This is a genomic window from Rhodohalobacter sp. SW132, assembly GCF_003390325.1.
GTDB lineage: Bacteria > Bacteroidota > Rhodothermia > Balneolales > Balneolaceae > SW132.
The window spans coordinates 1-24,697 of sequence record NZ_QUOK01000011.1 but is presented as its reverse complement, the minus strand read 5'-3'; the positions used below and the strand labels follow the sequence as shown (position 1 = coordinate 24,697).

At 44.6% G+C, this 24,697-nt stretch carries 18 protein-coding genes; 12 read left to right on the top strand and 6 right to left on the bottom strand.

The window, feature by feature from the left end:
• Nucleotides 1–214 precede the first annotated feature (214 nt).
• Entirely contained in the window at nucleotides 215–3,691 is a 3,477-nt protein-coding gene (locus tag DYD21_RS17300; RefSeq protein ID WP_116038266.1) for a sensor histidine kinase, read from the bottom strand.
• 27 nt (nucleotides 3,692–3,718) lie between these two features.
• Nucleotides 3,719–5,488 (bottom strand): response regulator, encoded by a 1,770-nt coding sequence (locus DYD21_RS17295; RefSeq protein ID WP_116038265.1) that lies wholly within the window; start codon nucleotides 5,486–5,488, stop codon nucleotides 3,719–3,721.
• Between the two features lie 463 nt (nucleotides 5,489–5,951).
• On the opposite strand from DYD21_RS17295, the gene DYD21_RS17290 reads away from it, so the two are divergent.
• From DYD21_RS17290 to DYD21_RS17280, 3 genes are all read left to right on the top strand, one after another.
• On the top strand, nucleotides 5,952–6,614 hold the full coding sequence (locus DYD21_RS17290; RefSeq protein ID WP_116038264.1) for a hypothetical protein: 663 nt from the start codon (nucleotides 5,952–5,954) through the stop codon (nucleotides 6,612–6,614).
• Between the two features lie 526 nt (nucleotides 6,615–7,140).
• Entirely contained in the window at nucleotides 7,141–7,380 is a 240-nt protein-coding gene (locus tag DYD21_RS17285; RefSeq protein ID WP_147303631.1) for a hypothetical protein, read from the top strand.
• The gene (locus tag DYD21_RS17280) at nucleotides 7,377–8,045 is read left to right on the top strand and encodes an ATP-binding cassette domain-containing protein (protein WP_158607348.1); all 669 of its coding nucleotides are present in this window, start codon (nucleotides 7,377–7,379) and stop codon (nucleotides 8,043–8,045) included. Before DYD21_RS17285 ends, DYD21_RS17280 begins: the two co-directional genes overlap by 4 nt.
• Before the next feature lie 42 nt (nucleotides 8,046–8,087).
• Here the strand turns inward: DYD21_RS17280 and DYD21_RS17275 are convergent, their stop codons facing one another.
• Nucleotides 8,088–10,181: a ComEA family DNA-binding protein gene (locus DYD21_RS17275; RefSeq protein WP_116038261.1), complete on the bottom strand. Its 2,094-nt coding sequence runs from the start codon at nucleotides 10,179–10,181 to the stop codon at nucleotides 8,088–8,090.
• Nucleotides 10,182–10,205: 24 nt separating this feature from the next.
• Nucleotides 10,206–11,021 carry a hypothetical protein gene (locus DYD21_RS17270; protein ID WP_147303630.1) on the bottom strand — a complete coding sequence of 272 codons (816 nt, stop codon included), beginning with the start codon at nucleotides 11,019–11,021 and terminating at the stop codon, nucleotides 10,206–10,208.
• A 58-nt stretch (nucleotides 11,022–11,079) separates the two neighbouring features.
• On the opposite strand from DYD21_RS17270, the gene DYD21_RS17265 reads away from it, so the two are divergent.
• Nucleotides 11,080–11,979 carry a DUF4835 family protein gene (locus tag DYD21_RS17265; RefSeq protein ID WP_158607347.1) on the top strand — a complete coding sequence of 300 codons (900 nt, stop codon included), beginning with the start codon at nucleotides 11,080–11,082 and terminating at the stop codon, nucleotides 11,977–11,979.
• A 40-nt stretch (nucleotides 11,980–12,019) separates the two neighbouring features.
• On the opposite strand, the gene DYD21_RS17260 is transcribed toward DYD21_RS17265, so the two are convergent.
• Complete coding sequence (locus DYD21_RS17260; RefSeq protein WP_158607346.1) at nucleotides 12,020–15,298, bottom strand: T9SS type A sorting domain-containing protein; 3,279 nt, start codon at nucleotides 15,296–15,298, stop codon at nucleotides 12,020–12,022.
• 143 nt (nucleotides 15,299–15,441) lie between these two features.
• Here DYD21_RS17260 and DYD21_RS17255 point away from each other — a divergent pair, with 143 nt between their 5' ends.
• The 5 genes from DYD21_RS17255 (at nucleotide 15,442) to DYD21_RS17235 (ending at nucleotide 19,184) form a co-directional block, all read left to right on the top strand.
• Nucleotides 15,442–16,149, top strand: coding sequence for a sugar phosphate nucleotidyltransferase (locus tag DYD21_RS17255; protein WP_116038257.1), 708 nt, complete (start codon nucleotides 15,442–15,444; stop codon nucleotides 16,147–16,149).
• 1 nt (nucleotide 16,150) lies between these two features.
• Complete coding sequence (gene rfbD, locus DYD21_RS17250) at nucleotides 16,151–17,038, top strand: dTDP-4-dehydrorhamnose reductase (protein WP_116038256.1); 888 nt, start codon at nucleotides 16,151–16,153, stop codon at nucleotides 17,036–17,038.
• Nucleotides 17,028–17,576: a dTDP-4-dehydrorhamnose 3,5-epimerase gene (gene rfbC / locus DYD21_RS17245; RefSeq protein ID WP_116038255.1), complete on the top strand. Its 549-nt coding sequence runs from the start codon at nucleotides 17,028–17,030 to the stop codon at nucleotides 17,574–17,576. The genes rfbD and rfbC overlap by 11 nt, the downstream gene beginning before the upstream one ends.
• A gap of 42 nt (nucleotides 17,577–17,618) precedes the next feature.
• Complete coding sequence (gene rfbB / locus DYD21_RS17240) at nucleotides 17,619–18,644, top strand: dTDP-glucose 4,6-dehydratase (protein ID WP_233505579.1); 1,026 nt, start codon at nucleotides 17,619–17,621, stop codon at nucleotides 18,642–18,644.
• Nucleotides 18,645–18,710: 66 nt separating this feature from the next.
• Nucleotides 18,711–19,184 carry an EVE domain-containing protein gene (locus tag DYD21_RS17235; RefSeq protein WP_233505578.1) on the top strand — a complete coding sequence of 158 codons (474 nt, stop codon included), beginning with the start codon at nucleotides 18,711–18,713 and terminating at the stop codon, nucleotides 19,182–19,184.
• Nucleotides 19,185–19,377: 193 nt separating this feature from the next.
• Here DYD21_RS17235 and recG read toward each other — a convergent pair whose 3' ends face one another.
• Nucleotides 19,378–21,444: an ATP-dependent DNA helicase RecG gene (gene recG / locus DYD21_RS17230; RefSeq protein WP_116038254.1), complete on the bottom strand. Its 2,067-nt coding sequence runs from the start codon at nucleotides 21,442–21,444 to the stop codon at nucleotides 19,378–19,380.
• A 188-nt stretch (nucleotides 21,445–21,632) separates the two neighbouring features.
• Here recG and rpsL point away from each other — a divergent pair, with 188 nt between their 5' ends.
• From rpsL to fusA, 3 genes are read left to right on the top strand one after another with little or no spacing between them, the layout of a single operon-like run.
• Nucleotides 21,633–22,007: a 30S ribosomal protein S12 gene (rpsL, locus tag DYD21_RS17225; protein WP_116038253.1), complete on the top strand. Its 375-nt coding sequence runs from the start codon at nucleotides 21,633–21,635 to the stop codon at nucleotides 22,005–22,007.
• Nucleotides 22,008–22,030: 23 nt separating this feature from the next.
• Nucleotides 22,031–22,501, top strand: a complete 471-nt coding sequence (gene rpsG / locus DYD21_RS17220; protein ID WP_348636199.1) for a 30S ribosomal protein S7 — start codon at nucleotides 22,031–22,033, stop codon at nucleotides 22,499–22,501.
• 24 nt (nucleotides 22,502–22,525) lie between these two features.
• Nucleotides 22,526–24,670 carry an elongation factor G gene (gene fusA, locus DYD21_RS17215; protein WP_116038251.1) on the top strand — a complete coding sequence of 715 codons (2,145 nt, stop codon included), beginning with the start codon at nucleotides 22,526–22,528 and terminating at the stop codon, nucleotides 24,668–24,670.
• Nucleotides 24,671–24,697: the final 27 nt, after the last annotated feature.

Genomic DNA, 24,697 nt, shown 5'->3' with positions numbered 1-24,697 from the left:
AAGGCCCCTCGTTAGGGGAGACTTCTTCATGGCTAATTCAAAAGATTATTAATCAAACTCAGATTTTAGAGGTATTTTACCTGAATTAATACGGGTGGAATCTTAAATGCTGAATTTGCGAGCCTGATAGAAATCAAAAGAGAGAGCGTTTACATCACGTATCTGAAGCGTTCAGTGAAATGAAGCAGTTTGTGGAGAAATACAGCTATTCATTTTAGGGCTCTGCTATTTTAGCTGCATTTTGCGTTCGGGAGAACGTTGAAAATTCATTTTTTGGGTGTTTACGTGGAAAGCAAAGCGTAACAGCTGTACCCTTACCGGGACCATCACTTTCAACTCTGATCTCACCTTTCAGCTCCTTCATATAGTTGGCACAACTATGGAGGCCAAATCCATGTCCGTAACTTTTGGTCGTAAAACCGTGGTTAAAGATTTTTTTCAAATTCTCTTTTGAAATTCCACATCCGTTATCAATAACAGAGAGATATACATAGTTATCATCCTGGAACGTTTTTAGAGAAAGCTTTTTCTCATTCGGCCCAAGACCAGACATTGCTTCTTTCGCATTTTTAAACAAATTTACCAGTATATGAACGACTTTTGATTTTTCTATTTCAATCTCAGAAACTGCCTGGTAGTCGGTTACAAGATCAAGACCATGACGTTCAATAGTGGCTGTTTGAAGCAGAAGGGTGTCTTCAATAAGCTTTTCAACTTGTATCACTTCTGTAACCTTTGCAGCGTGTGAAAATGATTGCTGTGCATTAACTACATCAATCATCAGCTGCATGTTCTGGTTTAAGCGATCTGTTTGTTCAGCAAGCTCCTCTTGTTCTCTGTTCAGTGGTTCTTCCAGTTTACTTATGTAGTGTAGTAACTTTTTCCCCTTTGGATCATTTAAGATGAAATTTTCAAGATCGTCCAGGTTTTCCTTTAAAAGTTTATTTGCCTGGTTAAACCCTTTGAGTTTTGATCTTTTAATGATTTCTTCAATCAATGAAACCGATACATTTACACTGTTAAGAATATTCCCAACATTATGAAGCACATTTGTAGCCAGATCTGCCATACCGGCCTTATGTGCTCTGTCAACCAGCTCACTGCGGGCGGCTTTAAGTTCGGTCAGAGTTTTCTCCAGCTCTTTATTTTTATCACACAGATCGGCTGTTTGCTTTTTGACTTCTCTCTCAAGACGTTGATTTTGTTTTGTGATACTGGCTAAACGCCATTGAAGGGCGGATGCGATAACTCCGGTAATGAAGAATACCAGAAGCAAGTAAAACCAGGCCGTTTTCCAAAAAGGGGGAGTTATAGTCATGGTCAGAAATGTTTCAGAGTCGGACCAGACCCCATAACTATTTGCTGCTTTAACCCGGAATGTATATGTACCCGGATTCAGGTTGGTATATGTAGCAGATCTTCGTGTTCCAACATAGTTCCAGTCATTGTCGAAACCTTCAAGGATATAAGCGAATTCATCCCCCTTGTTCTTGTTGAAATTGAGTGCTACATAGTCAATAGTTAGTACACTTGCCGTATATGGGAGCTCAATTTCTTCTGTCTGACTGATATGATTTTTTAGTGGAGAATCCTCATCAATCCGTAAAGACTGGTTAAATACTTTAAAATCGGTAAGCACTACAGGCGGAACGGCTTCTTCAATAGCGACTCGCTTAGGATGAAAGCGATTAAAACCGTTAATCCCCCCAAAGTACATAAATCCGTCACGGTCTTTATAATATGAAAGAGGGTTAAATTCGTTGCTTTGAGTTCCATGTTCAATATTATAATTAGAGAACGTTTTTGTAGATGGATTAAACATAGACAGCCCGCCCCCTGTACTTAACCATAAATTACCATTTTCATCCTCCAGAATTCCCCGCACCACGGCGCTGGGCAGACCTTCATTAACAGAATAAGTCGTAAAGGTTTCGCTTTCCCTGTGAAACAGGTGAAGTCCTCCTTCATGGGATCCAATCCACAGGTTTCGCTCTTGGTCTTCATGAATTGTAAGAATCACATTACTTGTTAAGCCATTCGTTCTTTCAATATATTGATTAATAATTGAGCCGGTATTTTTATCAACCTGTATCAATCCGCCGCCATAGCTTCCAATCCAAAGATAACCATAGGAATCTTCAAGAAGATCTCTTATCACAGTTGATCCGTCCGTTTCAGTTGCGATAAGGGTAAAATTACCAGTTTCCGGATCAAGCTGATGAACACCACCACCATTTGTGCCAAACCATAACTCCCCGTCATTTCCTTCGTGTATCACAAAGACGTGGTCGTTTCGAAGGCCATCAGAATCCTCAGGGTCATGGCGGTAATGTTCAAAGCTGCCGTCTGATGGATCAAACACAGAGACCCCTCCATTGTAATATCCAATCCAAATTTTTCCATTTCTGTCCTGATGCAGCGCAAGGATTACATCACTTGAAAGAGTGGAAGGGTTATCCGGCTCGTGGGTGTAGAGCGTAAACTCATGACTTTCCCTGTCGAACAGGTTTAGTCCGCCCCCGTCGGTGCCAACCAGAAAGATCCCACCGCTGGTTTCAAGAAAGGAAGTTACATTATTGTTGCTCAGGGGTTTGGGATCAAACGGATCGTGTTTATAGTGTTCAAATTTTGAAAATTTCCGGTTCATAGATGAGATACCACCCGAATAAGTACCAATCCAGAGAATATTATCGCTGTTTTCGTAAAGAGAATATACCGAATTGTGCTTCAGGCTGGCCGGGTTGCTCACATTACTTTTATACCGGTGAAAGATCTGCTCTTCGCGATCGAATACATTCAACCCCTGGTTCTCTGTTCCGATCCACAGAACGTCCCTGCTGTCTTCAAGAATGGTGAGGATGGAATTTCCGCTGATGCTGTACGGATCATCCTCATCATACCTGTAGTTATAAAACTTTTCTTCTGAAGGATCGAACATGTGAAGCCCTCCTTCATTTGTTCCAACCCATAAGTTTCCGGATGTATCTTCATAGATCGCAGAAACAACATTATGACTGATGCTGTAAGGGTCTGATGGATCGTTTTTGTAATGACCAAATGTACCGGTCATATCATCCCAGTAATTCAAACCTTTCGTTGTCCCGATCCAGAGTGTTTCGGAGCTATCCAGGAAAAGGCTCGTAATATTACTGCTGCTGAGCGTTTTTGGCTGATCATCCACTGCATAAAAGTGAATGAACTCTTCTGTATCTCTGTCGAAAAGATTCAGGCCGGAGTTGGTACCAATCCAGAACTTATCACCAGGCCCTTCAATGATTGACGAAACGGAATTATCAGATATACTTAAATGATGATCTACATAATCTGTCCTGTAATTAGAAAAATTATCTTTTTTCCTGTTATAAAGATTAATTCCGGCTCCGGTTGTCCCGATCCAAAGATTGCCTCTGGAGTCTTCAAAGAGATAACTGATATGACTGCTGGTGAGTGATGTTGAGTCAGCAGCATCGTACTCATAAATGGTGAAATCGTATCCATTAAATTTATTCAGGCCGTTCAGAGTACCAAACCACATATAACCGTATCTGTCCTGCAGAATTGCCAGTCCTGAGCTTTGGGAGAGCCCATCTTCGATTGTCAGATGGTCTAATTTCAGCTGGCCGGGTGACTGAGAAAAACCGCTCAGTGCCCAAATGTTTAAAAAGAGAAACAGGCAGAAAGTTGATCTCATTAGATTTGTGTAAACGGTTTATTGCGGTCAGTTGATTTCGTGAGCGGTAAGTTTTTTAAACCACCGTTCAAGAATCGTTTTTAGTTTCTCTTTTTTTATGGGTTTTATGAGAAAATCGTCCATGCCAACCTGGAGGCATTTATTTTTGTCTTCCTTTAAAGTACTTGCAGTTAATGCGATAATTGGGATCTGTTTTCCTGTCTGACTCTCTTGTTTACGAATGATTTTTGTGGCTTCAAGGCCGTCCATACCGGGCATCTGTAAATCCATCAAAATGAGATCAAATTGGTTCTCTTTAAGTGCATCAAGAACCTCATCCCCATTTTCCACAAGATGTACGGTATAGCCTTCAGATTCGAGCATCCGTCTGGTAACCACCTGGTTCACCGGATTATCTTCAGCCACCAGAATCTTTCTGCTAATTGTTTCTGTTTGATCTGTTTTTGTACTGGCTGGTGTTGTTTTTTGATTGGTTTCACTCTCCTGAGGCTTCTTTTTCAAAGTAAGTGTAAACCAGAACTCAGATCCTTTTCCTTCTGTGCTATGCACACCTACTTCACCGTTCATCAGTTCAGCAAGTTGTTTGCAGATTACGAGTCCTAAACCAGTGCCGCCATATTTCCGGGTCGTTGAATTATCACCCTGAGAAAATGGTTTAAAAAGGGTATGAATTATATCTTCTGCAATTCCCTTTCCGGTATCTGTGACTGAAAACTTGAGGAGTACTTCCGTTGCGTTCTCCTCAATCAATTCTACGTCAAAGCGTACACTCCCTTTTTCCGTGAACTTAACCGCATTATTGCCATAATTAAGTAAAATCTGCTGGATTCTTGTTGGATCCCCAAAAAGATCACCAGGGATTTTTTCAGACAATCTGTAACTGATCTCAATTGGTTTTTCCCTGGCAGATGCAGAGATCATTTTAACGGATCCTTTAACCAAATTTGATAAATCCAGCGGGATCTCTTCAAAATCCATCATCTTGGCTTCAATCTTTGAAAAGTCCAGGATGTCATTAATGCTTTGCAGAAGAGTTTGAGCACACTGTTCAACCAGTTTGCAATACTCTTCCTGTTCCTCTGAAAGTTCTGTATCCAGAAGGAATTCATTCATAGCGATGATTCCGTTCATGGGGGTGCGGATTTCATGGCTCATTTTTGCCAGAAACTCACTTTTTGCAGCTGTAGCTTTTTCAGCTTTCTCCTTCATCTTTTTATAGGAAGACAGAAGCTCTTTCAGTTCTTTTGTTCTGTTTTCCACCTCTTTCTCAAGATTCTCAGTGTAATAGATTGTTTCTTGCTGGAGTTTCCACTTCGTAGTAAGTGTAAGTGCCGTTTGTTTTAATGCAGTGGTATCAAATGGCTTTCGCATAAACAGGAGTTTATCAGACGTGCCAAGATTTTCAAGGATATGTTCCCATGAATAGTCGGAGTATGCTGTACAGATAACCACCTCAACATTTGGATTATTTTTCCAGGTTTTCTGAATGGCCTGTATACCATCAATACCGGGAGGCATCCGAACATCCATGAATATTAATGAGTAGGGATCATTACTCTTGTTCGCTCTCTCCACCATCTCCACAGCTTCTTCACCCTGGTACGCATGATCTATATCGTAATCTACCAGTACTGCATCAGATTTTTCAGCTGAATATTCTTCCCCAAACAATTCATCTTCAAAATTCTCAAGCTCACTATCACTTGAAGATGCAGTGCTTTTCAGAATTGATTCAATATCTTTGTGAATCGCTTCATTATCATCCACTACCAGTATTCGTCTTTTTTCTCCCATCATTTTCTTTGGCTAAAGCTTTATCTATCGTAATGTGGTTTACCTATGAGCAGTTTTTTAGATTTCCTATGAAAAATAAGAATAAAAAATATTTTGTTAGAAAATTCTAATGATTATAAATCTGATAATTCCCTTTCCGCATTTAAAACTACTTCCGAAGACTCCTATTCCGGGTATGTGAGCGTTTTGAGAGGACTTATGTTTTCGACGCTGTTTTCTCATTTCTTAAGTAACCCACAACAAATACCTTGACCATACCAGGACAAGGGGACAGTTACCAGCGTATTTTAACTTTTGCAATGCTTCTTAGTATTATATTTACTGAAAGACATTCTATTCATATTCGGATAAAGTGCTAAGCGTTTAGATTCTCAATCTCAAGTCGGGTACGCCCAATATTACAAGATGGTGCCGTTCATCATTTTTTATTAAGATGGATTAAGCCCGGAAATTTTTTAAACTATAGATGAGTTCTTTCACAAAAAATATAGAAGCCTTCTTCATTGGCTTGATCCTCTTCTGGATGGCTCCGCTATCCGCTCACGCACAAGAATATTCTACATTCGGAATCAGTGTGGGAACCGATTATTTTAGTGAACTTCTGGTTCATGAACATCGGTACACCGGTGCCTCTACGCTGAGTATTGAGCTCTCATTTTATGATTTTGATTATACAAGACTGGAATACAGCCTCAATCACACACGGGGATATAATCCGGATATCTCTTATACATACGGGTTTTCGGCAGCCTATGTGCTTCCCTTGTCCGGCTCAGTAACGTTAAAACCGGGTCTTGGAATCGATGGATTTAAAATGAGTGACCGGGAGTGCAAATCGTTCGTCAGAAGTTTCTTTCGAAACGTTTTCAATACGGATGATCATTGTTTAGATGATGTTCACGCATCGTTCATGCCGTTTATGAAAGCTGAAATCAGAGTGGCAAATCCATTAGCCATCTATCTTAAAAGCGGGTACAGAACATTCTTGAGCAGCGTGCACAGAGAAGTCTCCGCAGGGGATGTCTCGTCAACCGATAATCATACCGAACAAAATACCCGTTTAAAAACCGACCATTCTTTTTACGGGTCAGGGTTAGGTTTCAGTGCCGGATTGAGAATTGATTTTTGAGTCCGGTTCTATTGTATTCCTATTGTTTTGATAGAGAGATATTTCAGCTGCAATTTCATCCGATGTCGATTTAAATGGAGGCATACAGGTGATCCAGGGATGTGGATTCACTGTTTTTTACTTTCAACTACATAATCGGATTTGCTGCTGTTTTGGGATTGTATGTATCGGATCGGTATTCCATATTGGACACGGGATACATTCACATTCAGTACTGTCTAAAACATTCATAAAATTCATGAAATATCTTCGATTCTGTTAATTCGGAATAGATATTTTTATAGATCGAAAAATCGATCCCCTATTTTTTTATCGCAGAGTTACGAAAATGAATTCGCTGATTCCGAAGATTTTCTGCGCATATCTGCGGTATACTCAGCGATAATCTGCGAAAGGTAGAACAGATCGCATTCAGGGTTTCAATCTTCTTTCAAATTCATTTATCGTTTTGGACAGTTGTGATTCACATTCTTAACAAAGTCAATCCATGGTTTTATACCTTGCGAGTAAATTCTACACCCATTCGATGATTTTTTTCATCGGATTTATCATTCTGCCATACTTTAGCTTTGGAGATTTTGCATACCTATTTCCCCGTGCCGTGTTTCTGAGCGGAGTTGCAGCGGTGCTATATACATGGCACGACTTTAGAAAACGTTCACTCTGGGCGCTCTTCGACAACCTTCGCTATCCTAAATTTCTTCTGTTGACCGGGATGTTCCTTTCGCTTCAGCTGATTCCAATCATCGTAAATCTGCTGCTTTGAATATTCCTAAACCGTTGATTCTTGATAGTATTTTTTACCGCGTTCCTGAGCTGAAAATTCTGGATGGGGCTTATCTTGAGGTTCAACCGGGGAAAATTACGGCGCTGATCGGGCTCAACGGTTCAGGAAAATCTACTTTGATGAAGATCGTATCAGGGCAGCTGAAGGCTTCAAGCGGCATTTCAATAATAAATGGGGAGAGGTTATATAGTAAATCACTGAAGAAGCGTTTCTGTTCTATCGCATACCTGCCCCAGGATTCTATGCTTCCGAGAGATATGAAGGTGAAACGCCTGATTCGATCATTTCCATCAGCAGGATTTTTAATGGACGATCCCTTTTTCAAGAGGCTTCTTCGGCAGAAAGTGTTGGAACTGTCGGGAGGGGAGAGGCGCTACCTGGAAGTATCTTTGTTGTTTAGCCTGGATCGGGATTTTATTCTGCTTGATGAACCTTTCAGCGGTGTAGAGCCAAAAATTGTGGAGCGGATGTTGACACGGATCAAAATAGAGGTAAATAAAAACAGGGGAGTGCTTTTGACTGATCATCTTCATCGATACGTTACGGACGTTGCTGATACCGGGTATTTACTGCATAATCGACAGTGCTATCGGCTTGAAGGTGATATTTCATCGGAATTGAAAAAGCTTGGTTATATCAGGTAGATGAGTCGTACGGGTTAGGAATGTTGGCCATATAGGGCAAGATCAAATCTGGATCTGGACCTGGAAACCAATATCTGTTCTTCGGTTACCTCGAATCTCGTCCAGGCCGCTGCCAATTGTGGTTCGGTTTTCATACAACGTAGTTGCCGCTTTCATACGCAGTGTAATTGCCTGCGATGGCTGGTATCGCAACACTCCGTAAATGCGCTGCCCCTGGTCAAACATCATCGTGTTGGACATCACATAGAGCAAATCGTTTTCAAACTGGAAAACCCTTGCGTTGAAATCTTCCGTATCAAACAGTGTGATCCGGAAGTCAGCGGTGATGGCTGATGATGGTGTTAACCGAAGATCCTGGTAAATGAGAAATCCGTGCGAGGTTGAACCCCCGGCGGGACGGGCCCGGACAACATCAAACCGTGTTCGCAGTCGTACGGACGGATGAACCCGGTATTCGGCGTGTACCCTGGTCGTGGATCGAATATCACTCCCCATAAACCGGCTTTCTCTCCCAAATGTATTGATGCCGGTAAACTCCTGTTCCTGGCGTTTCAGGCGGAACTGAAGGTAGAAATAGAGATCTCCCCGGGGTTCAACCTCAGCCCTGGCAAGCCAGTCGAATCCGGATGTCGGCCGGTGATTTGAAAAACGTGCAGAATGCGTTGAAAACTGGTCGATGTAGCCAAGCAGCGTGATGTATTCACCCGCCTGCTGCTGAATTCCGATGTAGAATCCTTCTTCATTTTGTGTGGAGGACTGTTCGCCAAACCCGGCGCCGAAAATTGACTGAAAATCTGCACTGTAATTTCGGTACGCCAAAGAAATGTCTGTTCCTGCAGCCGGACGATATTCACTTCCCGCAATCCAGCCGGTGCCGCCATTATCGGTGTATGCCGCTTCACCGAAGAGTATGGCCGGTCCGGAGTGGAACCGAAAATCTGAACTAAAGGCCGAAAGTTTTCTGCCTGAAAACCGGTGAACCTGGTAGGGTTGCGTTCCGTTTGCAACAGGCCTGTCGAATTCATTTTGATATCCGCTGATGCCGATCATCCCTCTGCCAAAACGGTATCGAACGCGTCCACCAAAGGTTGTCTGTCCCAGGTTGTTTTTACGGTCAATCTCATTCTGAGTTCGGTGAAATCCCGTTTGTGTCGGAAAGTTTACTCGGAACTCGTCCACTTCACTCGCGGTTCGTTTTCGGTTTGAATAAAATCCGCTGATCTGCAGCCGTTCTCCAACGGTTGCCGCCACGCCGCGAAATGCATTCGTCTCTTGCGATGAAGTATATGGCCGAATCCCTGTATCACCCCGCAAAGCTGCACCGCGAACCTGGCTGCTTTTCCCAAAAGCTCCGCCGGTCCATAATATCAGCCCCTGTCCGTATGAAACCCGGTAATCCCCGGCAACCAGGTTTTTAAGCGGGCCTGCATCGTGGATAGACGCATGCCACGAGGTGTAATCAAAACCGGTGAGGCCGCTTACAGGTTCACCGGGGTCTTTATCCTGCGAAAGATTCAGCGAAATTCTTCGGGACCTGTACCGGTACCGGTGATTAAATTTTACCGGGCTGCCGGTATATCCGCCGAGTGAATCGGGGCGTGTGTATCCCTCTCGTTCTTCCAGCACCGTTTGAACGCGGGATAAAGCTTCGGTTCGGCTGTTTGAAGTCCAGTATCTCCGATTTAACAACAGGTCTCGTCCCCGTTCTGAAGAGCTGCCGGTTGTTAGAAAAGGCCGGATCTGCTGAAAAGAAACTTCACCAATGCCATCAACCAGTAGCAGATCACTCAGCTGCTCAAATGGGCGAACATCCGAGCGATACTGTACTATTGCGTCGGCCTGACGAAATGAAAGGCCCGGAATTTCGGCAAGGCGATCCGCTCCGGCACGGTTGATATTCAGCGGATTTGCGGCCAGCTCTTCCAACTGTTCTACCATCTGAAGAATCTGAAGTGAGTGTTCTTCCGGATCGAGATCAGATACAATCTGTTCAATGATCCGCTCGAGCTGATCTCGCCCAACGCTGCTCTGTTGGGCAAACCCAATCTCAGCCGTCAGAACAACCATCATCAGAAAAAATACATGAAGACCAATCATTCTTTTGGTATAGAATTTTCTCTCTGTTTTGCTCATCATCTGTTTCTATTCTCTTTTTTGAATTCAGAGTGTCAGCCCGAAATCGATAGCGGGGCTCAGTCCCAGCGGATTATGCTGCTGCACGGCAAAGTTTATCTGCCATCGGCCGGTCTGGTATCCGAATCCTGCTGAATAAGTTTCCGGCTGTGTGGTGATGCCCGTTCTGGCCCGGAAGCCTGTTATCAGTTCTGCATCAAGCCCGGCTCTGAACGATGCCGGAAATCGAACATCTTTAACGATCTCCGTACTGATCATCAACCGATGCACCGGCGAAAATGAAAGTCCGGCAGCGAGCTCCCTCGGCAGCTCTTCATCTGTTTTCTTGTATTTCGGCTGGTTGATATTTGTTGCTCTTGAGCCGAACCAAAGCCCCGAAATAATTTCGGCGGCAAAGCCCAGGTCGAGTCCCGCCGCACCGGCAGATCCGTAATTCCCGCCTTGTTGAACGTACGTGTAATGTAGTGCGATACCGGCATGTAAGCCGTGCCAGTTTTGCTTATACCCGGCAATGAAGCGGGTTTCGTTGAACAGATCGAAGCCGTACCTGTGAACTGCGGCCCCGGCTGCCCCGCTAAAAACGGGGGTGGATGCGGAAAAAGCTGCATCAGTAATTTCTGCTATGCCGGCATAACGGAATCCGTAAAATGAAATACGCTTTTCATCCGTTGACAGTAGCGCAGAGTTTGAGAAAAGTGACCAGCTGTCGCCGGGTGCCGCAACTCCGGTCTGGCCGGACGCTATAGATCGCGCACCCATGGAGTGCTGGGCGTTCCCTCTTTCTGCATTAACAAAAACTCCTGAAATAGCTATTACGCAAAAGATAATTATCCTTTGTATCATAACAACTCCCTTGGTTTCTCTTTGATTTGTAAGGAATATGTGGAATAAAATTCAAAAATTGAAATTTCTGTTTCTGTCGGTTACAATTGTGTTGCTGGCGGCCTCAGAAACGGTTTATGCGCAGGAGTTTAACTGCGATGTTAACCTGAATACCCGCCAGATCAGCGGATCAGCTTATGAGTATGTGACTGAACTTGAGGGCGACCTGGAATCGTATATAAACGAGAACCGCTGGACCGACGACCGCTTTGAAGAGCACGAGCGAATTCGATGCCAGATTCAGATTGTGTTAACGGGTGCAGACGATCAGTTTAATTACACAGCTGAGGCATTTTTCAGTATCCGGCGGCCTATCTATAATACCATCCAGGAGTCGTCCATGGTTGTTCTGACTGATAATAACTGGGCTTTTAGCTATCCGCGGAATAAAAACCTGATTTTTGATGAGCTGCAGTTTGATGACCTTGCCAGTTTCATCGATTTTTATATGTACGTAATCCTTGGATATGATTACGACAGTTTTGCGAGACTCGGCGGAAACCGGTACTTCACCAAAGCTCAGGATATTTTCGAACTGGGACGTAACAGCAACGCGCCCGGATGGGGGCGTTCAATTGGGGCACAACGGAATCGAAATGGTTTGATATCAGACCTCCAAAATCCGAATTACCGCCCTCTCAGAGAAGCAAATTATCGCTATCATCGGTTTGGGCTCGATCAATTCACCATGAACAGCCGAGCGTCGATCGAAGAGGTAGTTGAAGTGATTCGCTCACTGGAAGAGACGAAACGCCGAACCAGCAACAACTATTTGTTTGATATATTCTTCGACACCAAATACAACGAAATTGTGGCCCTGCTTCAAACGGCCGATGTACAAACCCGCCTCGAAGCGTATAACCTACTGCGCAGTGTTGATCCGGCACATTCCTCCGCTTATGAAAGGCTTCAAAATTGATGTGTGGATATTTAACCAGCCGTAAAATCTGACCCGATATTTATTTCATCAGCGTCAATTTGCGGGTGTGAACACCTTTGGGAGTAACAAGCCTTGAAATGTAAATACCGCTGGCAAGATTTGAGGCATCCCATCTGATCTCATGAACTCCCGCAGATAGGACGTCATCGGCAAGTAGTGAAACCCTTCTTCCAAGCAGATCAAAAACCTCAAAACGGATCTGGCTCTGTATAGGTAGTTCAAAACGAAATGTTGTTGATGGATTAAAAGGGTTCGGGTAATTCTGTTGCAGGGAAAACCGATCGGGAATTCCGTCTGCATCTCTGCCGGGCTCTATTCTCAGCAGAAAAGAAGTATGTCCGCCATCACTTTTAGTAACAATCTTTTGAGGAGATTTTTTATGAGCTTGATCTGATAACTCAACAGTTGGTTGAAGATGAGCAGACAAAATATATTCAGATGTTTCCGTATTCAGGGAGTAGATTTCACCACTTTTCTCGTGAATCAGGTAAATATCCCATGATTCCGGAACGTTTTCTAAGAGATCGGTTTCCAAAATGATATCGCCATTCAGCGGAATTCCGTTTTTGTAGGCGTTCAGCTCCAGGGGAATTTCAATTGCCCTGCCGAATTTTCGTGGCAAGTTATTGATAGCCAGTCTTTCACCCTCTTCACTTACGGAATAGAATTCAAGGTAATTATCAACACCGGGTGGGGGATGAAGGCGAAGTGCATCGAGGTTATCCAGGTGAAAGCTTCCTTCTCCAGTAAACATCAGGTGTAACGTTGACGAATGATTGGGGCTGTATTGCGCGCGAATGGCCAGGCGCGGTGAGTGCTGTACAATCGCTTTTCCCCGAAATTCACCGCCTAATTCTTGGGCTGCAGAGTTGACGGTAAGCAGAGGGCCAGGTGCATTCGCTTTTACCCAAAAGGCTTGAAACGGAGCTATCAAACCATCTTCAATGTCACCGGTGATACCATTCCAGGTGTGATATTGATTAGTGTTGGGATCCCAAATATAGATTGAAGAATCGACATTTCCGCGAGTCCAGCCCTGGTCGGAATTCCATCGGATTGCTGAACCATATGGATTTCCCACAAGGTTCCATCCCTGGTCACCTTCTTCTGTGTAGGTAAGGTTCAAATCAATCAATCCTTTGTCCTCTTCATACGGAAGCCCAACAAGGTCCAGAGTTTGTGGCAGTGCACGGGAATACAAATGGTTGTCGGATTCATTATCAAATATGTATACCTGGTGCCCCCTGCCCGCCGGAACGATTTCGGACGCGTGAACAGGTGCTCTCCAGCGCTGATTGTCCGTCCCCGGCGCGGTTTCATCATACCACAACACATTCGGCTGTAAATTTCCGATCAGCTCTGAACCATTATATCCCTGGGTGATAATATCACTGAAAAAATTGGTGTAATCGATATTAAGAGGTGATGAAATCATTCTGTAACCAGGCTGGCCGGAAAGGTCCAGATTGTACCGAAGCATACCCAATTCTGCAATATGCTGATTAGAAATTAAGGATAAACCATGTCCCACAGTCAGATATCCATCAATTAGATAAAGAGTATCCGTTACAGAGATGGAACGGGTCAGCGAAACTTCTGCGGAACTTTTAATTGATAGTTTAGCAACTTTTTGCGGCAGGCCGTCTCCGGTAACCTGGTTTTGGAAACCCTGATAAAAAAACGCAGCCTCTTCACTGAAAATTCGTTCAGCGGTACGAACCGGACCTAAATCATCCGATTGTGAAATTCCGTCATCCGATTCGATGATCAGCGTGGCTCCCTGTAGCAGTTCAAAGGCCCCGTTGCCGGTTATGGGTACTGAACTAAACCTCAACTCTGCACCATCTGAAAGGCGGAATGTGCCGCCGAATTGAACATCGAATTCCATGATGGAATCAAGATCCGCTGGAGAATTCAGTGTGATGATATTTCCGTTTCCAATTTGTATACGATCCCCATCTGCTTCACCGGGAATTCTACCGGCAGCTGAACCCGAATGTGAAAAAATTGACCAGGAGGATAGTGTGTTGAAGTTGCCGTTGGTACGGCTATAGAAGAGTGACGGGGCAGAGAGATCCAATAAGAACCGTTTTTTATGGTTTTCGCTAATTGAATTCCCCATTGTATCAAATACTTCGTTGATGATCAGGTAGTAAGGTACTCCATCCTGAATTTGAAAATCGAATGTTAAGCGAACAAGGTGATTATTGGAACCCGTGAGTTCTGCACCGGTTACAAATCCCGCAATAGTACCGGCAGACGATTCCACAGTGTAGTTAGAGGATGTTTCAGCAGTGGATTCTTGCAGGGATCTGTCAAAACGAACTTCAATTTCTGATATCCCTAACATCTGAACCGAGATAACATAAGGTGTGACCGAATGAATCTGTGAATCTCCGGTTAGCGTGCCGATCACATTAAGCGATGTATTTCCGCTTTGTAAATAACTGCCATTAGGATCAACCGTCATATCATTTTGTACGGTTACATTAACCTCTGAAGTAACCGCAGCCCCGTCTCGAATTTCAAGGTCAAAAAATTCCGCGCTCTGGTTATTGTCCGTTGTGATGTTAGCATTACCAGATATTGAAACATAACTCGAACCCGGTTTAAAAAGGGCACCTCCGTTAAACTGGATATCCCCGTTGAAATGGATCTCCCCTGTGCCGCCATTGAATTCCCCGCCTCCTGCAAACACCGACTGTCCATATAAATTCAGTGTCCCTGCGTTCAGATTAAAGATCGATCCTTCAGATTGTAAAAAATCTGCACTGATTACTGGTGGTCCTGCACTCCCGATATTAATAGTGCCACTCTGAACATCAATTAAACTGCTTGATATCATGTGCAGGTTTCCGAGAAAATTGATGGTTCCATCATCAAGATAAATCCCACCTTCGAGTGAGGAAGATTCCTGAACCGTAAATTCAGCATTGCCGACATCAAGAGCGATTGTTCCCGGAATACTATCGGCGGCAACGAAGTATGATTGTACATCCATCTGAATGTCGTCACCGAGTTTTACTCGAAATTCTCGTCCAAAATGTGTAATTAAAAGGCGCCGGATGGTTGTGGAAGAACTGATAATAGGGTCGTGGTTCTCAGGAGGGAAATAATTAAAGACAGCTTCTGAATCTGCTCCGGGAACATCATTGCTCCAGTTTTGAGAGTCAAACCAATTACTGCTTACCGAACCGTTCCAATAGGTGGTATGCTGAGCCTGCAGTGAAAGAGCACCCAGGAAAGTGGCTGCAAGCAATAGGAGCCGGAAAAATATTTTTTCAATTTTGATAGACAAAGAGCAAATCATCTGTTAGGTTCAATACTACCTTATCGGTTCTGCCATAAAGCTTTTTAAGTCTTTGACAGCCCGGAGATTGAACATTAGAAAAATATAACGGCCACCTATTGTTAAGAGGTCTTAAACACGCCAGAATTAAGATGAAAGGAATTATTCTTGCCGGAGGAACCGGATCCAGGCTTTTCCCGCTTACAAAAGTAACAAATAAACACCTGCTTCCCGTTGGCAACAAGCCGATGATCTACTACCCGATTGAAAAACTGACCAGTGCAGGGATTTACGAAATTTTGATTGTAACCGGCACGGAGCACATGGGGGATGTGGTTAACCTACTGGGATCTGGGAAAGATTTTGGCTGCCGATTTACCTATAAAGTTCAGGATGAGGCGGGCGGAATCGCGCAGGCACTCGGACTGGCCGAAAATTTTGTGGGAGATGATTCCATGGTAGTTATCCTGGGCGATAATATTTTCGAAGCAACGCTCGAAAGTGCATTAAAAAATTATCCGGGCAGCGGTGGGCAGATTCTGCTGCAGAAAGTGGATGATCCCGAACGTTTTGGGGTTGCCGAACTCAGCGGTGATAAAATTGTGGGTATTGAAGAGAAGCCGGAACAACCGAAATCAAAGTACGCTGTTACCGGAATTTATATGTACGATTCCAAAGTATTTGAACTCATCAAAACCCTGGAGCCGTCAGAACGCGGCGAGCTTGAAATTACCGATGTGAATAATCACTACATCAAAACCGGCAGCATGCGGTATTCAATCCTCGAAGGGTGGTGGACGGATGCCGGCACTCACGAGTCGTATAAAATTGCGAATCGCCTTGCCCATAAACTCCGGTAGCATGAAAATTTTAATAACCGGGGCGGGAGGACAACTTGGCAGGGAATGGATGCATTTTCTTGAAAATGGAGAACACCAGGTTCACGGTTTCGGATCCGATCAGTTTGATATTACCGACCACACTCTTGTAAGCAAAATTATGCACGAAATCAGGCCTGATCTGCTGATTAACTGCGCCGCTTATACGGCGGTTGACAAGGCAGAGGAAGAACCTGAAACCGCATATTCAGTCAATGACCAGGGTGCTGAGAATCTAGCCCGGATTTGCAGGGAATTGCGTTGCAAACTCGTACACTTCAGCACCGATTATGTGTTTGGCGGTACGCAGCATGATCATGAAAAAATGCCGGAAGGATACCCGGAATCTTACCCCACGGATCCGCAGAACGTTTACGGTGCATCAAAGCGTGCCGGCGAACTGAAAATTGAATCAGAAGGCGGTAACTGGCTGATTATCCGGGTATCATGGTTATGCGGGCAGTTCGGAAACAATTTTGTAAAAACGATGCTCAGACTTTCCGGCGAAAGGGATGAACTGAAAGTTGTAGATGATCAAACCGGGTCTCCAACGTATTGTACTGATTTGGTGAACAAAACAATGCGATTGGTGGAAATGGATCAGAAAGGATATTTTCACATCAGTTCCGAAGGTTCCGTAACATGGTATGGGTTAACCCGTGAGCTGCTGAATCAGTCCGGCCGGCTGGATCTCGTAAAACTCAAAGCGGTTGGGTCGGATGAATTTCCGGTGGTGGCCAGAAGACCGGCGTTTTCGCTGCTGAATTGCAGTAAATTAAAATCAGCGGGTTTGAAGCCGATTCCCTGGAAAACAGGCTTGAAACAGTTACTAAATCAGTTGAACAAAAAAAAGAATATCGATGAAAATTGAATCTGCCCCGCTTCAACCTGTAAAATTAATCAAACCGACTCCTTTCAAAGATATGAGAGGTGAATTTGTAGAGATGTATCGTGAACACATGTTCCGGGAAGCGGGGATACATGTGGATTATGTGCAAGACAACATCTCAACATCCAGGAAAAACACGATTCGGGGACTTCATTATCAGCTGCCGCCGTCGTCCCAGGTGAAACTGGTGATGGTTCCTCATGGAGAAATTCTGGATATAGCAGTGGATATGAGAGCAAATTCATCAACGTTCGGAGAGCACTTCAGTACGGTGCTGAGTGCTGAAAACCGGCATATGCTCTACATTCCTACCGGATTTGCACATGGATTTGCTGTACTGTCTGATGAAGCTACCGTCTATTATAAATGTAGCGACTACTATAACCCGGAGCTGGAGCGCGGTGTGAGATGGGATGATCCGGAACTGGATATTTCATGGAACATATCCGATCCAATCCTGTCGAAAAAAGACCTGAAGCTTCCGCTTCTTAAAAACCTGGCAGAGAAAGATCTTTTTTGATTCTGCTGAGTGATATTTAACGGATAATCAAAATGACCGGGAATGAGTGACAGGGATAATCAACCAATGAGAATTATTGTAACAGGCGGCGCCGGATTTATAGGGTCGAACCTGATTCTGCACATTCATGAACTCCATGAAGAGATGGAAGTTTTGAATATTGACAAACTGACTTACGCTTCGGATGTCGGGTATCTTGAGCCTCTGAAGCATTCGCGCAGATATCATTTTAAAAAAATGGATCTTGTGGAACGGAGCGCGGTGCGTAAAATCGTTCAAAATTTCAGGCCGCATGGGGTTTTTCATCTGGCAGCAGAATCGCACGTGGATAACTCCATCAAAGGACCGGAGCCGTTTGTTCAGTCCAATGTGATCGGCACGTTTAACCTGCTGGAAGAGTGCAGGCAGCTCTGGTTTGATGAAAGAGAGCCATTTGGGGAACACCGGTTTTTGCATGTATCCACCGATGAAGTGTACGGCACGCTTGGAGAAACCGGATCGTTTAAAGAGACTACTGCATATGCCCCCAACTCTCCCTATTCTGCAACCAAAGCAGGTAGTGATATGCTGGTTCGGTCGTATCATCACACCTACGGAATGAACACGGTGATTACGAACTGTTCCAATAATTACGGCCGCCATCAGCATGATGAAAAACTGATCCCCACCGTGATACGCAAAGCGCTGGCTCATGAACCCATTCCGGTGTACGGGAAAGGGGAAAATGTGCGTGACTGGCTCCACGTGGAAGATCACTGCCGCGCACTTGTTGCCGTGTTTAATAAAGGAAGGGCGGGCGAACCGTATAATATCGGCGGCGATAATGAGTGGCAGAATCTTGAACTGGTTCAACAAATCTGCGATATCCTGAACCGGGAAAAAGGTGACGGGCCTGATGGTGATTATAAAAACCTGATCAGCTTTGTCACCGATCGCCCCGGGCATGATTACCGCTATTCGGTAGATGCATCAAAACTTAAGACTGAACTCGGCTGGTCGCCCACACAGAATTTCGATGCGCTGCTGACTCAAACCGTGAATTGGTACATGGAAAAGTATAAGGCTTGAAGAACTTCATTTTTGGGGGCTTGTACCTCCGCGGAGTAACATCAAAACAAAAAATATCTACAGATTATGAGTAAACGACAATACTGGCTGATGAAATCGGAACCGGACGCCTACAGTATCGACGACCTTAAACGCGATGGGAAAATTCGCTGGAGCGGAGTACGCAATTACGAGGCCCGTAACTCCATGCGCGATGAGATGAATGTTGGCGATCGTGCACTTTTTTATCATTCAAACGTAAAACCGCCGGCTATAGTCGGGACGATGGAAGTTTGCAGCGAACCGTATCCCGATCCGCTGCAGTTTGATCCCGAAAGTAAATATTTTGATGAAAAGAGCAGTGAAAGCGATCCCCGATGGCACCTGGTGGATGTAAAGTTTGTGCAGAAATTTGAGGAGCCGGTAACCCGAACTTCCCTCAAAGAGGACAGCTTTTTTGATGAAATGCAGCTTTTTAAGCGGAACCGGCTTTCCATCACTTCGGTGCGTGAAGAGGAGTACAAGAAAATCCTTGAGATGGCGGGCACGGAGGAGAAATAATTTTGACATTTATACTCGCAGAGTAGCACAAAGTATAACGCGGAGTTTCGCTGAGTTTAAAAATTGAACAGAATATCATCTGCTGTACTCAGCGTGTTAATCAGCGCGCCTCTGCGAGTGAATTGTATGAATTGAATTATCATAAGGTAATTATTGAGTGGTGATATTCCTGAATTTCACCACTCAATCTTTCCTATCCAACATCAAAATACTCCGCTCTTTTTTTGAAATAATCGAAAAAGACCGGTTTAAGCTGACTGTGTTTGTCTTGCTCCAACTCAGGATCATGTTTGATAATATTCCAAGCATCCGATTTCGCCTGTTCAAGAAGGAGGCGGTCATCTACAATATCTCCATACTTAAATTCCGGAAGGCCGCTCTGTTTGGTACCTAAAAAATCACCCGGACCCCGAAGTTTCAGGTCGGCTTCGGCTATTTCAAATCCATCGGTTGTTTCTACCATTTTTTTCAGACGAAATCTTCCCGATTCACTCAGCTTCCGGTCCGGCATCAAAATACAGTAACTTTGCCGGGTTCCGCGGCCGATCCTTCCCCGCAGCTGATGAAGCTGTGACAGGCCGAATCGCTCAGCATGCTCAATGATCATCACGTTCGCTTCCGGTACGTCTACGCCCACCTCAACAACGGTGGTGGCAACCAGCATGCTCAGGCGGCCCTCGGCGAAGGCGCTCATCACAGACTCCTTCTCTTCCGCTTTCATGCGGCCGTGCAGCAGGCCAATCGGTATATCGGGGAAGCGGCGTTTTAGTTTTTCAAATCCCATGGTGGCATCTTTCAGATCGAGCGCTTCCGATTCCTCAATCAGCGGGTAGACGACATACACCCGGCCACCCTCTGCAATTGTGCTTTCAAGAAAGCGGTGGATCTGCTCGCGTTCCCGGTCAGTTCGTACGGCGGTTTTGATCGGTTTGCGTCCGCCCGGAAGGTCTTTGATGACGGAGATATCGAGATCGCTGTAGACAGTCATCGCAAGGGAGCGGGGAATGGGGGTGGCCGACATCACCAGAAGATGCGGATTTGAACCTTTTTGCAGCATCTCGGTCCGCTGCTTCACCCCAAAACGGTGCTGCTCGTCGATAACGGCAAGCCCGAGTTTGTGAAAGTTCACTTGTTCCTGGATGATGGCGTGCGTTCCCACAGCGATATTGCAGTTGCCGCCGCTTATGTCGGTGAGAATATCTTCGCGGAGTGATTTTTTTTGTCCCCCAACCAGCAGCCGGATGTTCAGCCCGAGTGGTTTGAGGAAGTTTTGCAGGGTGTGAAAATGCTGTTCAGCCAGGATTTCGGTAGGTGCCATCATCGTTGCCTGGTATCCGCTGTCCACGGCCATAAGCATGGCGCCGATGGCTACAACGGTTTTACCTGCACCCACATCGCCCTGGATCAGGCGGTTCATCTGCGTTGCGGTGGCTACATCATCCCGGATTTCTCCCAGTGCAGATTTCTGGCCTTCGGTAAGTTCAAACGGCAGCAGGTCGTTAAAAAACGATTTGGTTAATGAGCCCGGTTTAAGTTCAGGCCCGTCGGATTTGGCCCGCTGTTTATACTTGATTCTGGCCATTGCCAGCTCAAAGAGAAAAAATTCCTCATACTTAAATCTCTCCAGAGTTTCCCGCGCTTCCCGCTCGCTCTGCGACTGGTGCATTGTCCGCAGGGCTTCTTTAATCTTTTTAAAACCATGCTCACTCAAAAGTTGGTCCGGCAGAAATTCTGATATTTCCATTTGATCAAGCGCGCGATCCGCCCAGGAAGCAATCAGTTTATGGGTGATATAGGCTTTCGAAAAATGTTTGCCTGATGGATAGATGGGAATCAGGGTGTTGTACTTTTCAACCTCATTTTTACTTTCGAGAACCTCAAGGTCGGGGTGCGCCATGCTGAGCCATTGACCATAACGCTTGGTTTTACCGAACAAAGAAACAAGATCCCCCTCTTTAATTTGTGATACCACATACTTCCATCCCCGAAACCAGACGGCTTTTACAGATCCTGAGCCGTCGGTCACGCGAATTTCAAGTCTGCGTTTCTGTTTATACCCCTGAACCTGGATCGCGTCCACCTTGCCTACTACAGATACTGCGTCGTCTGACTGGGAAAGCAGTTGGATCGGTTTGATATTTGATTTATCAATATACCGGCGCGGAAAATAGTAGAGAAGATCATTAACAGTATGTATGCCTGATTTGTTGAGTGCCTGCTCACGTTTTGTGTTTAGTTTAGGGAGATCGGTAAGCTTCATCTGATATAAAGGTATATAACAGTTACTATATTTAATGAATGTAAAATCACGCTTAATTTACTCTGATTGAATTTAAGTAGAAAAATATGCCGGTTCAGGAAATATTTATGCAAAAAAGTTGGCAATGAGAGATTAAAAATCCTATCTTTATCAGCTCTTGATTTTACGAAAACGCAAATAGTGAATACGTGCCTACAATAAACCAATTAATCCGAAAAGGAAGAAAAAGTAAGAAGAGCAAAACCACTGCGCCTGCTCTTCAGAACTGCCCGCAGAAACGCGGCGTATGCGTTCGCGTATACACAACTACACCAAAAAAGCCGAATTCGGCTTTGCGGAAAGTAGCGAGGGTAAGGCTCACAAACGGTATGGAAGTGTCTGCTTACATCCCGGGAGAAGGCCATAACCTGCAGGAGCACAGTATCGTGCTGATAAGGGGTGGTAGGGTAAAAGACCTTCCCGGTGTTCGGTATCATATTGTTAGAGGTACTTTGGATACTGCCGGCGTGGATGATCGCAAGCAGGGAAGAAGTCATTACGGTACCAAAAAGCCGAAAGGGTAACTCTGAGATCTTAATTTTTTGATATTATGCGAAGAAAAACGGCAGAAAAAAGAGAAGTACAACCGGATCCGATATTTCAGGATAAAACGGTTACCAGGTTTGTAAACAACCTGATGCGTGACGGTAAAAAAGGTGTTGCGCGAAAAATTCTGTATCAGGCATTTGAAGTTATTGAAGAAAAAACCGGTGAAGAGCCGATTGAGGTTTTTAAATCAGCTCTGTCCAATGCAACACCAGTTGTTGAGGTGAAAAGCCGGAGAGTCGGTGGTGCAACCTACCAGGTGCCAATTGAAGTTAGGCAAGCCAGGGGTACCGCCCTCGGGATGCGTTGGATTATTAAAGCATCAACGCAGCGGAATGATAAGTCTATGGCTCTTCGGTTAGGTAGAGAGTTGATGGATGCCGCCAAAAACGAAGGTGGCGCAGTTCGTAAAAAAGACGAAACACACAGAATGGCCGAAGCAAACAAAGCATTCGCCCACTTTAGATTCTAAAAAATTTTTAAAAGCACTATACCAATGTCAGAAGCGACGACAAAAACAGATCCGGAAATTATCGACCGAATTCGCAGAACGCGAAATATCGGGATCATGGCGCACATCGATGCGGGTAAGACTACCGTAACGGAGCGTATTCTCTTTTATACGGGCAGAAGTCACCGAATGGGTGAAGTACATGACGGTGCTGCCACGATGGACTGGATGGAACAGGAGCAGGAACGTGGTATTACCATTCAGTCTGCTGCAACACACTGTATCTGGAAGAATCACAGAATTAATATTATTGATACACCCGGTCACGTAGACTTTACGGTTGAAGTGGAACGTTCGCTTCGTGTTCTGGATGGTGCGATCGGTGTTTTTTGTTCAGTTGGAGCAGTTCAGCCGCAGTCTGAGACCGTATGGCGTCAGGCAAATAAATATAAAGTACCAAGAATGGCATTTGTAAATAAGATGGACCGTACCGGTGCAGATTTTTACAATGTTGTTAACCAGATGCGTGAAAAGCTCTCTGCAAATCCAATTCCGGTTCAGATTCCTATCGGTGCCGAAGAGAATTTTAAAGGCGTTGTTGACCTTATCAATATGCAAGGTATTATCTGGGATGACGAATCTCTGGGTGCCAAGTATGATGTTGTTGATATTCCTGAAGAATTGAAGGAAAAAGCGAATGAATATCGCAAGTTGATGCTTGAAAACATCGCAGATCATGACGATGCGCTGATGGAAAAGTACCTTATGGAAGAGGAAATTTCAGAGGAAGAGATCAGCGGAGCGATTCGCAAGGCAACTCTTGCCCGCGATATCACGCCGGTTCTTTGCGGTACTGCGCTGAAAAACAAAGGTGTCCAGATTCTGCTTGATAAAGTGATTGAATACCTGCCAAGTCCGCTTGAAGTAGAGGCGGTAAATGGTGTGGATCCATCTGATGAGAAGACCAAAATGAAACGTAATCCGGATGTGAATGAGCCGTTTTCAGCTCTCGCATTTAAGATTATGACTGATCCATACGTGGGTAAGTTGACGTTCTTCCGGGTCTATTCCGGTACACTTGAAAAAGGTTCATACATTTTGAATTCAACTACAGGCGAAAAAGAGCGTGTTGGTAGAATTCTTGAAATGCATGCCAATGACAAAAAAGATATCGACATTGTCAGGGCAGGGGATATTGCCGCAGCAGTTGGAGTGAAAAAAGTGAATACCGGTGACACATTTTGCGATCTCGAGCATCCGATTTTGCTTGAAAAAATTACATTTCCGGAGCCGGTTATTAAACTCGCTGTTGAGCCAAAATCAAAGGCTGATGCTGAAAAACTTACAACCGGCCTTGTAAAGCTTGCAGAAGAAGATCCAACGTTCCAGGTTAAAACCGACGAAGAGACGGGTCAGACAACAATTGCAGGTATGGGTGAGCTTCACCTCGAGATTATTGTAGATCGCCTGAAGCGTGAGTTTAAGGTAGAAGCCAATGTGGGACAGCCACAGGTGTCCTACCGTGAAACAATTGCCGCTCCGATAACGCATCGTGAAGTATACAAGAAACAGACCGGTGGCCGTGGTAAATTTGCGGATATGGAGTTTGAGATCGGTCCTATTGAGCACTTCGAGGAGTATGCCGATGATGACAAAAAAGTGACACTTAGTGAAGGATTTAAGTTTGTCAATGAAATCGTTGGAGGAAATATTCCGCGGGAATACATCCCTTCTGTAGAGAAAGGTTTCAGAGAATCGATGAAGGGTGGTATCCAGGCAAATTATCCGGTACAGAATGTAGGGGTAAGACTTTTTGATGGTTCTTATCATGATGTAGATTCCGACGCTTTTAGTTTCGAGCTCTGTGCTAAGATTGCATTTCGTAACTCAGCAAGGAAAGCATCTCCAAAACTGCTTGAACCGGTAATGAAAGTTGAGGTAATCACACCAGAAGAACATATGGGTGATGTAATTGGTGACCTTAACGGACGACGAGGAATCATCTCTAAAATGGATAACCAGGGCGACGGTGCTGTTGTTCGTGCAAGTGTGCCACTTGCTGAAATGTTTGGTTATTCCACAGATCTTCGGTCTCTCACCCAGGGACGTGCTTCATATTCGATGGAGTTCTTGGAATATGTAGAAGTGCCTCAGGCTAAGGCATTAGAAATAATTGAAGAAAAAGCGTAACTAACACTTATATAAGAGTATAATATT

Excerpts from the sequence above, each read along its gene's own strand:
- DYD21_RS17300 (WP_116038266.1), bottom strand. The coding sequence starts at position 3,691 with ATGAGATCAACTTTCTGCCTGTTTCTCTTTTTAAACATTTGGGCACTG.
- DYD21_RS17295 (WP_116038265.1), bottom strand. The coding sequence starts at position 5,488 with ATGATGGGAGAAAAAAGACGAATACTGGTAGTGGATGATAATGAAGCG.
- DYD21_RS17290 (WP_116038264.1), top strand. The coding sequence starts at position 5,952 with ATGAGTTCTTTCACAAAAAATATAGAAGCCTTCTTCATTGGCTTGATC.
- DYD21_RS17285 (WP_147303631.1), top strand. The coding sequence starts at position 7,141 with ATGATTTTTTTCATCGGATTTATCATTCTGCCATACTTTAGCTTTGGA.
- DYD21_RS17275 (WP_116038261.1), bottom strand. The coding sequence starts at position 10,181 with ATGATGAGCAAAACAGAGAGAAAATTCTATACCAAAAGAATGATTGGT.
- DYD21_RS17270 (WP_147303630.1), bottom strand. The coding sequence starts at position 11,021 with ATGATACAAAGGATAATTATCTTTTGCGTAATAGCTATTTCAGGAGTT.
- DYD21_RS17255 (WP_116038257.1), top strand. The coding sequence starts at position 15,442 with ATGAAAGGAATTATTCTTGCCGGAGGAACCGGATCCAGGCTTTTCCCG.
- rfbD (WP_116038256.1), top strand. The coding sequence starts at position 16,151 with ATGAAAATTTTAATAACCGGGGCGGGAGGACAACTTGGCAGGGAATGG.
- rfbC (WP_116038255.1), top strand. The coding sequence starts at position 17,028 with ATGAAAATTGAATCTGCCCCGCTTCAACCTGTAAAATTAATCAAACCG.
- rfbB (WP_233505579.1), top strand. The coding sequence starts at position 17,619 with ATGAGTGACAGGGATAATCAACCAATGAGAATTATTGTAACAGGCGGC.
- DYD21_RS17235 (WP_233505578.1), top strand. The coding sequence starts at position 18,711 with ATGAGTAAACGACAATACTGGCTGATGAAATCGGAACCGGACGCCTAC.
- recG (WP_116038254.1), bottom strand. The coding sequence starts at position 21,444 with ATGAAGCTTACCGATCTCCCTAAACTAAACACAAAACGTGAGCAGGCA.
- fusA (WP_116038251.1), top strand. The coding sequence starts at position 22,526 with ATGTCAGAAGCGACGACAAAAACAGATCCGGAAATTATCGACCGAATT.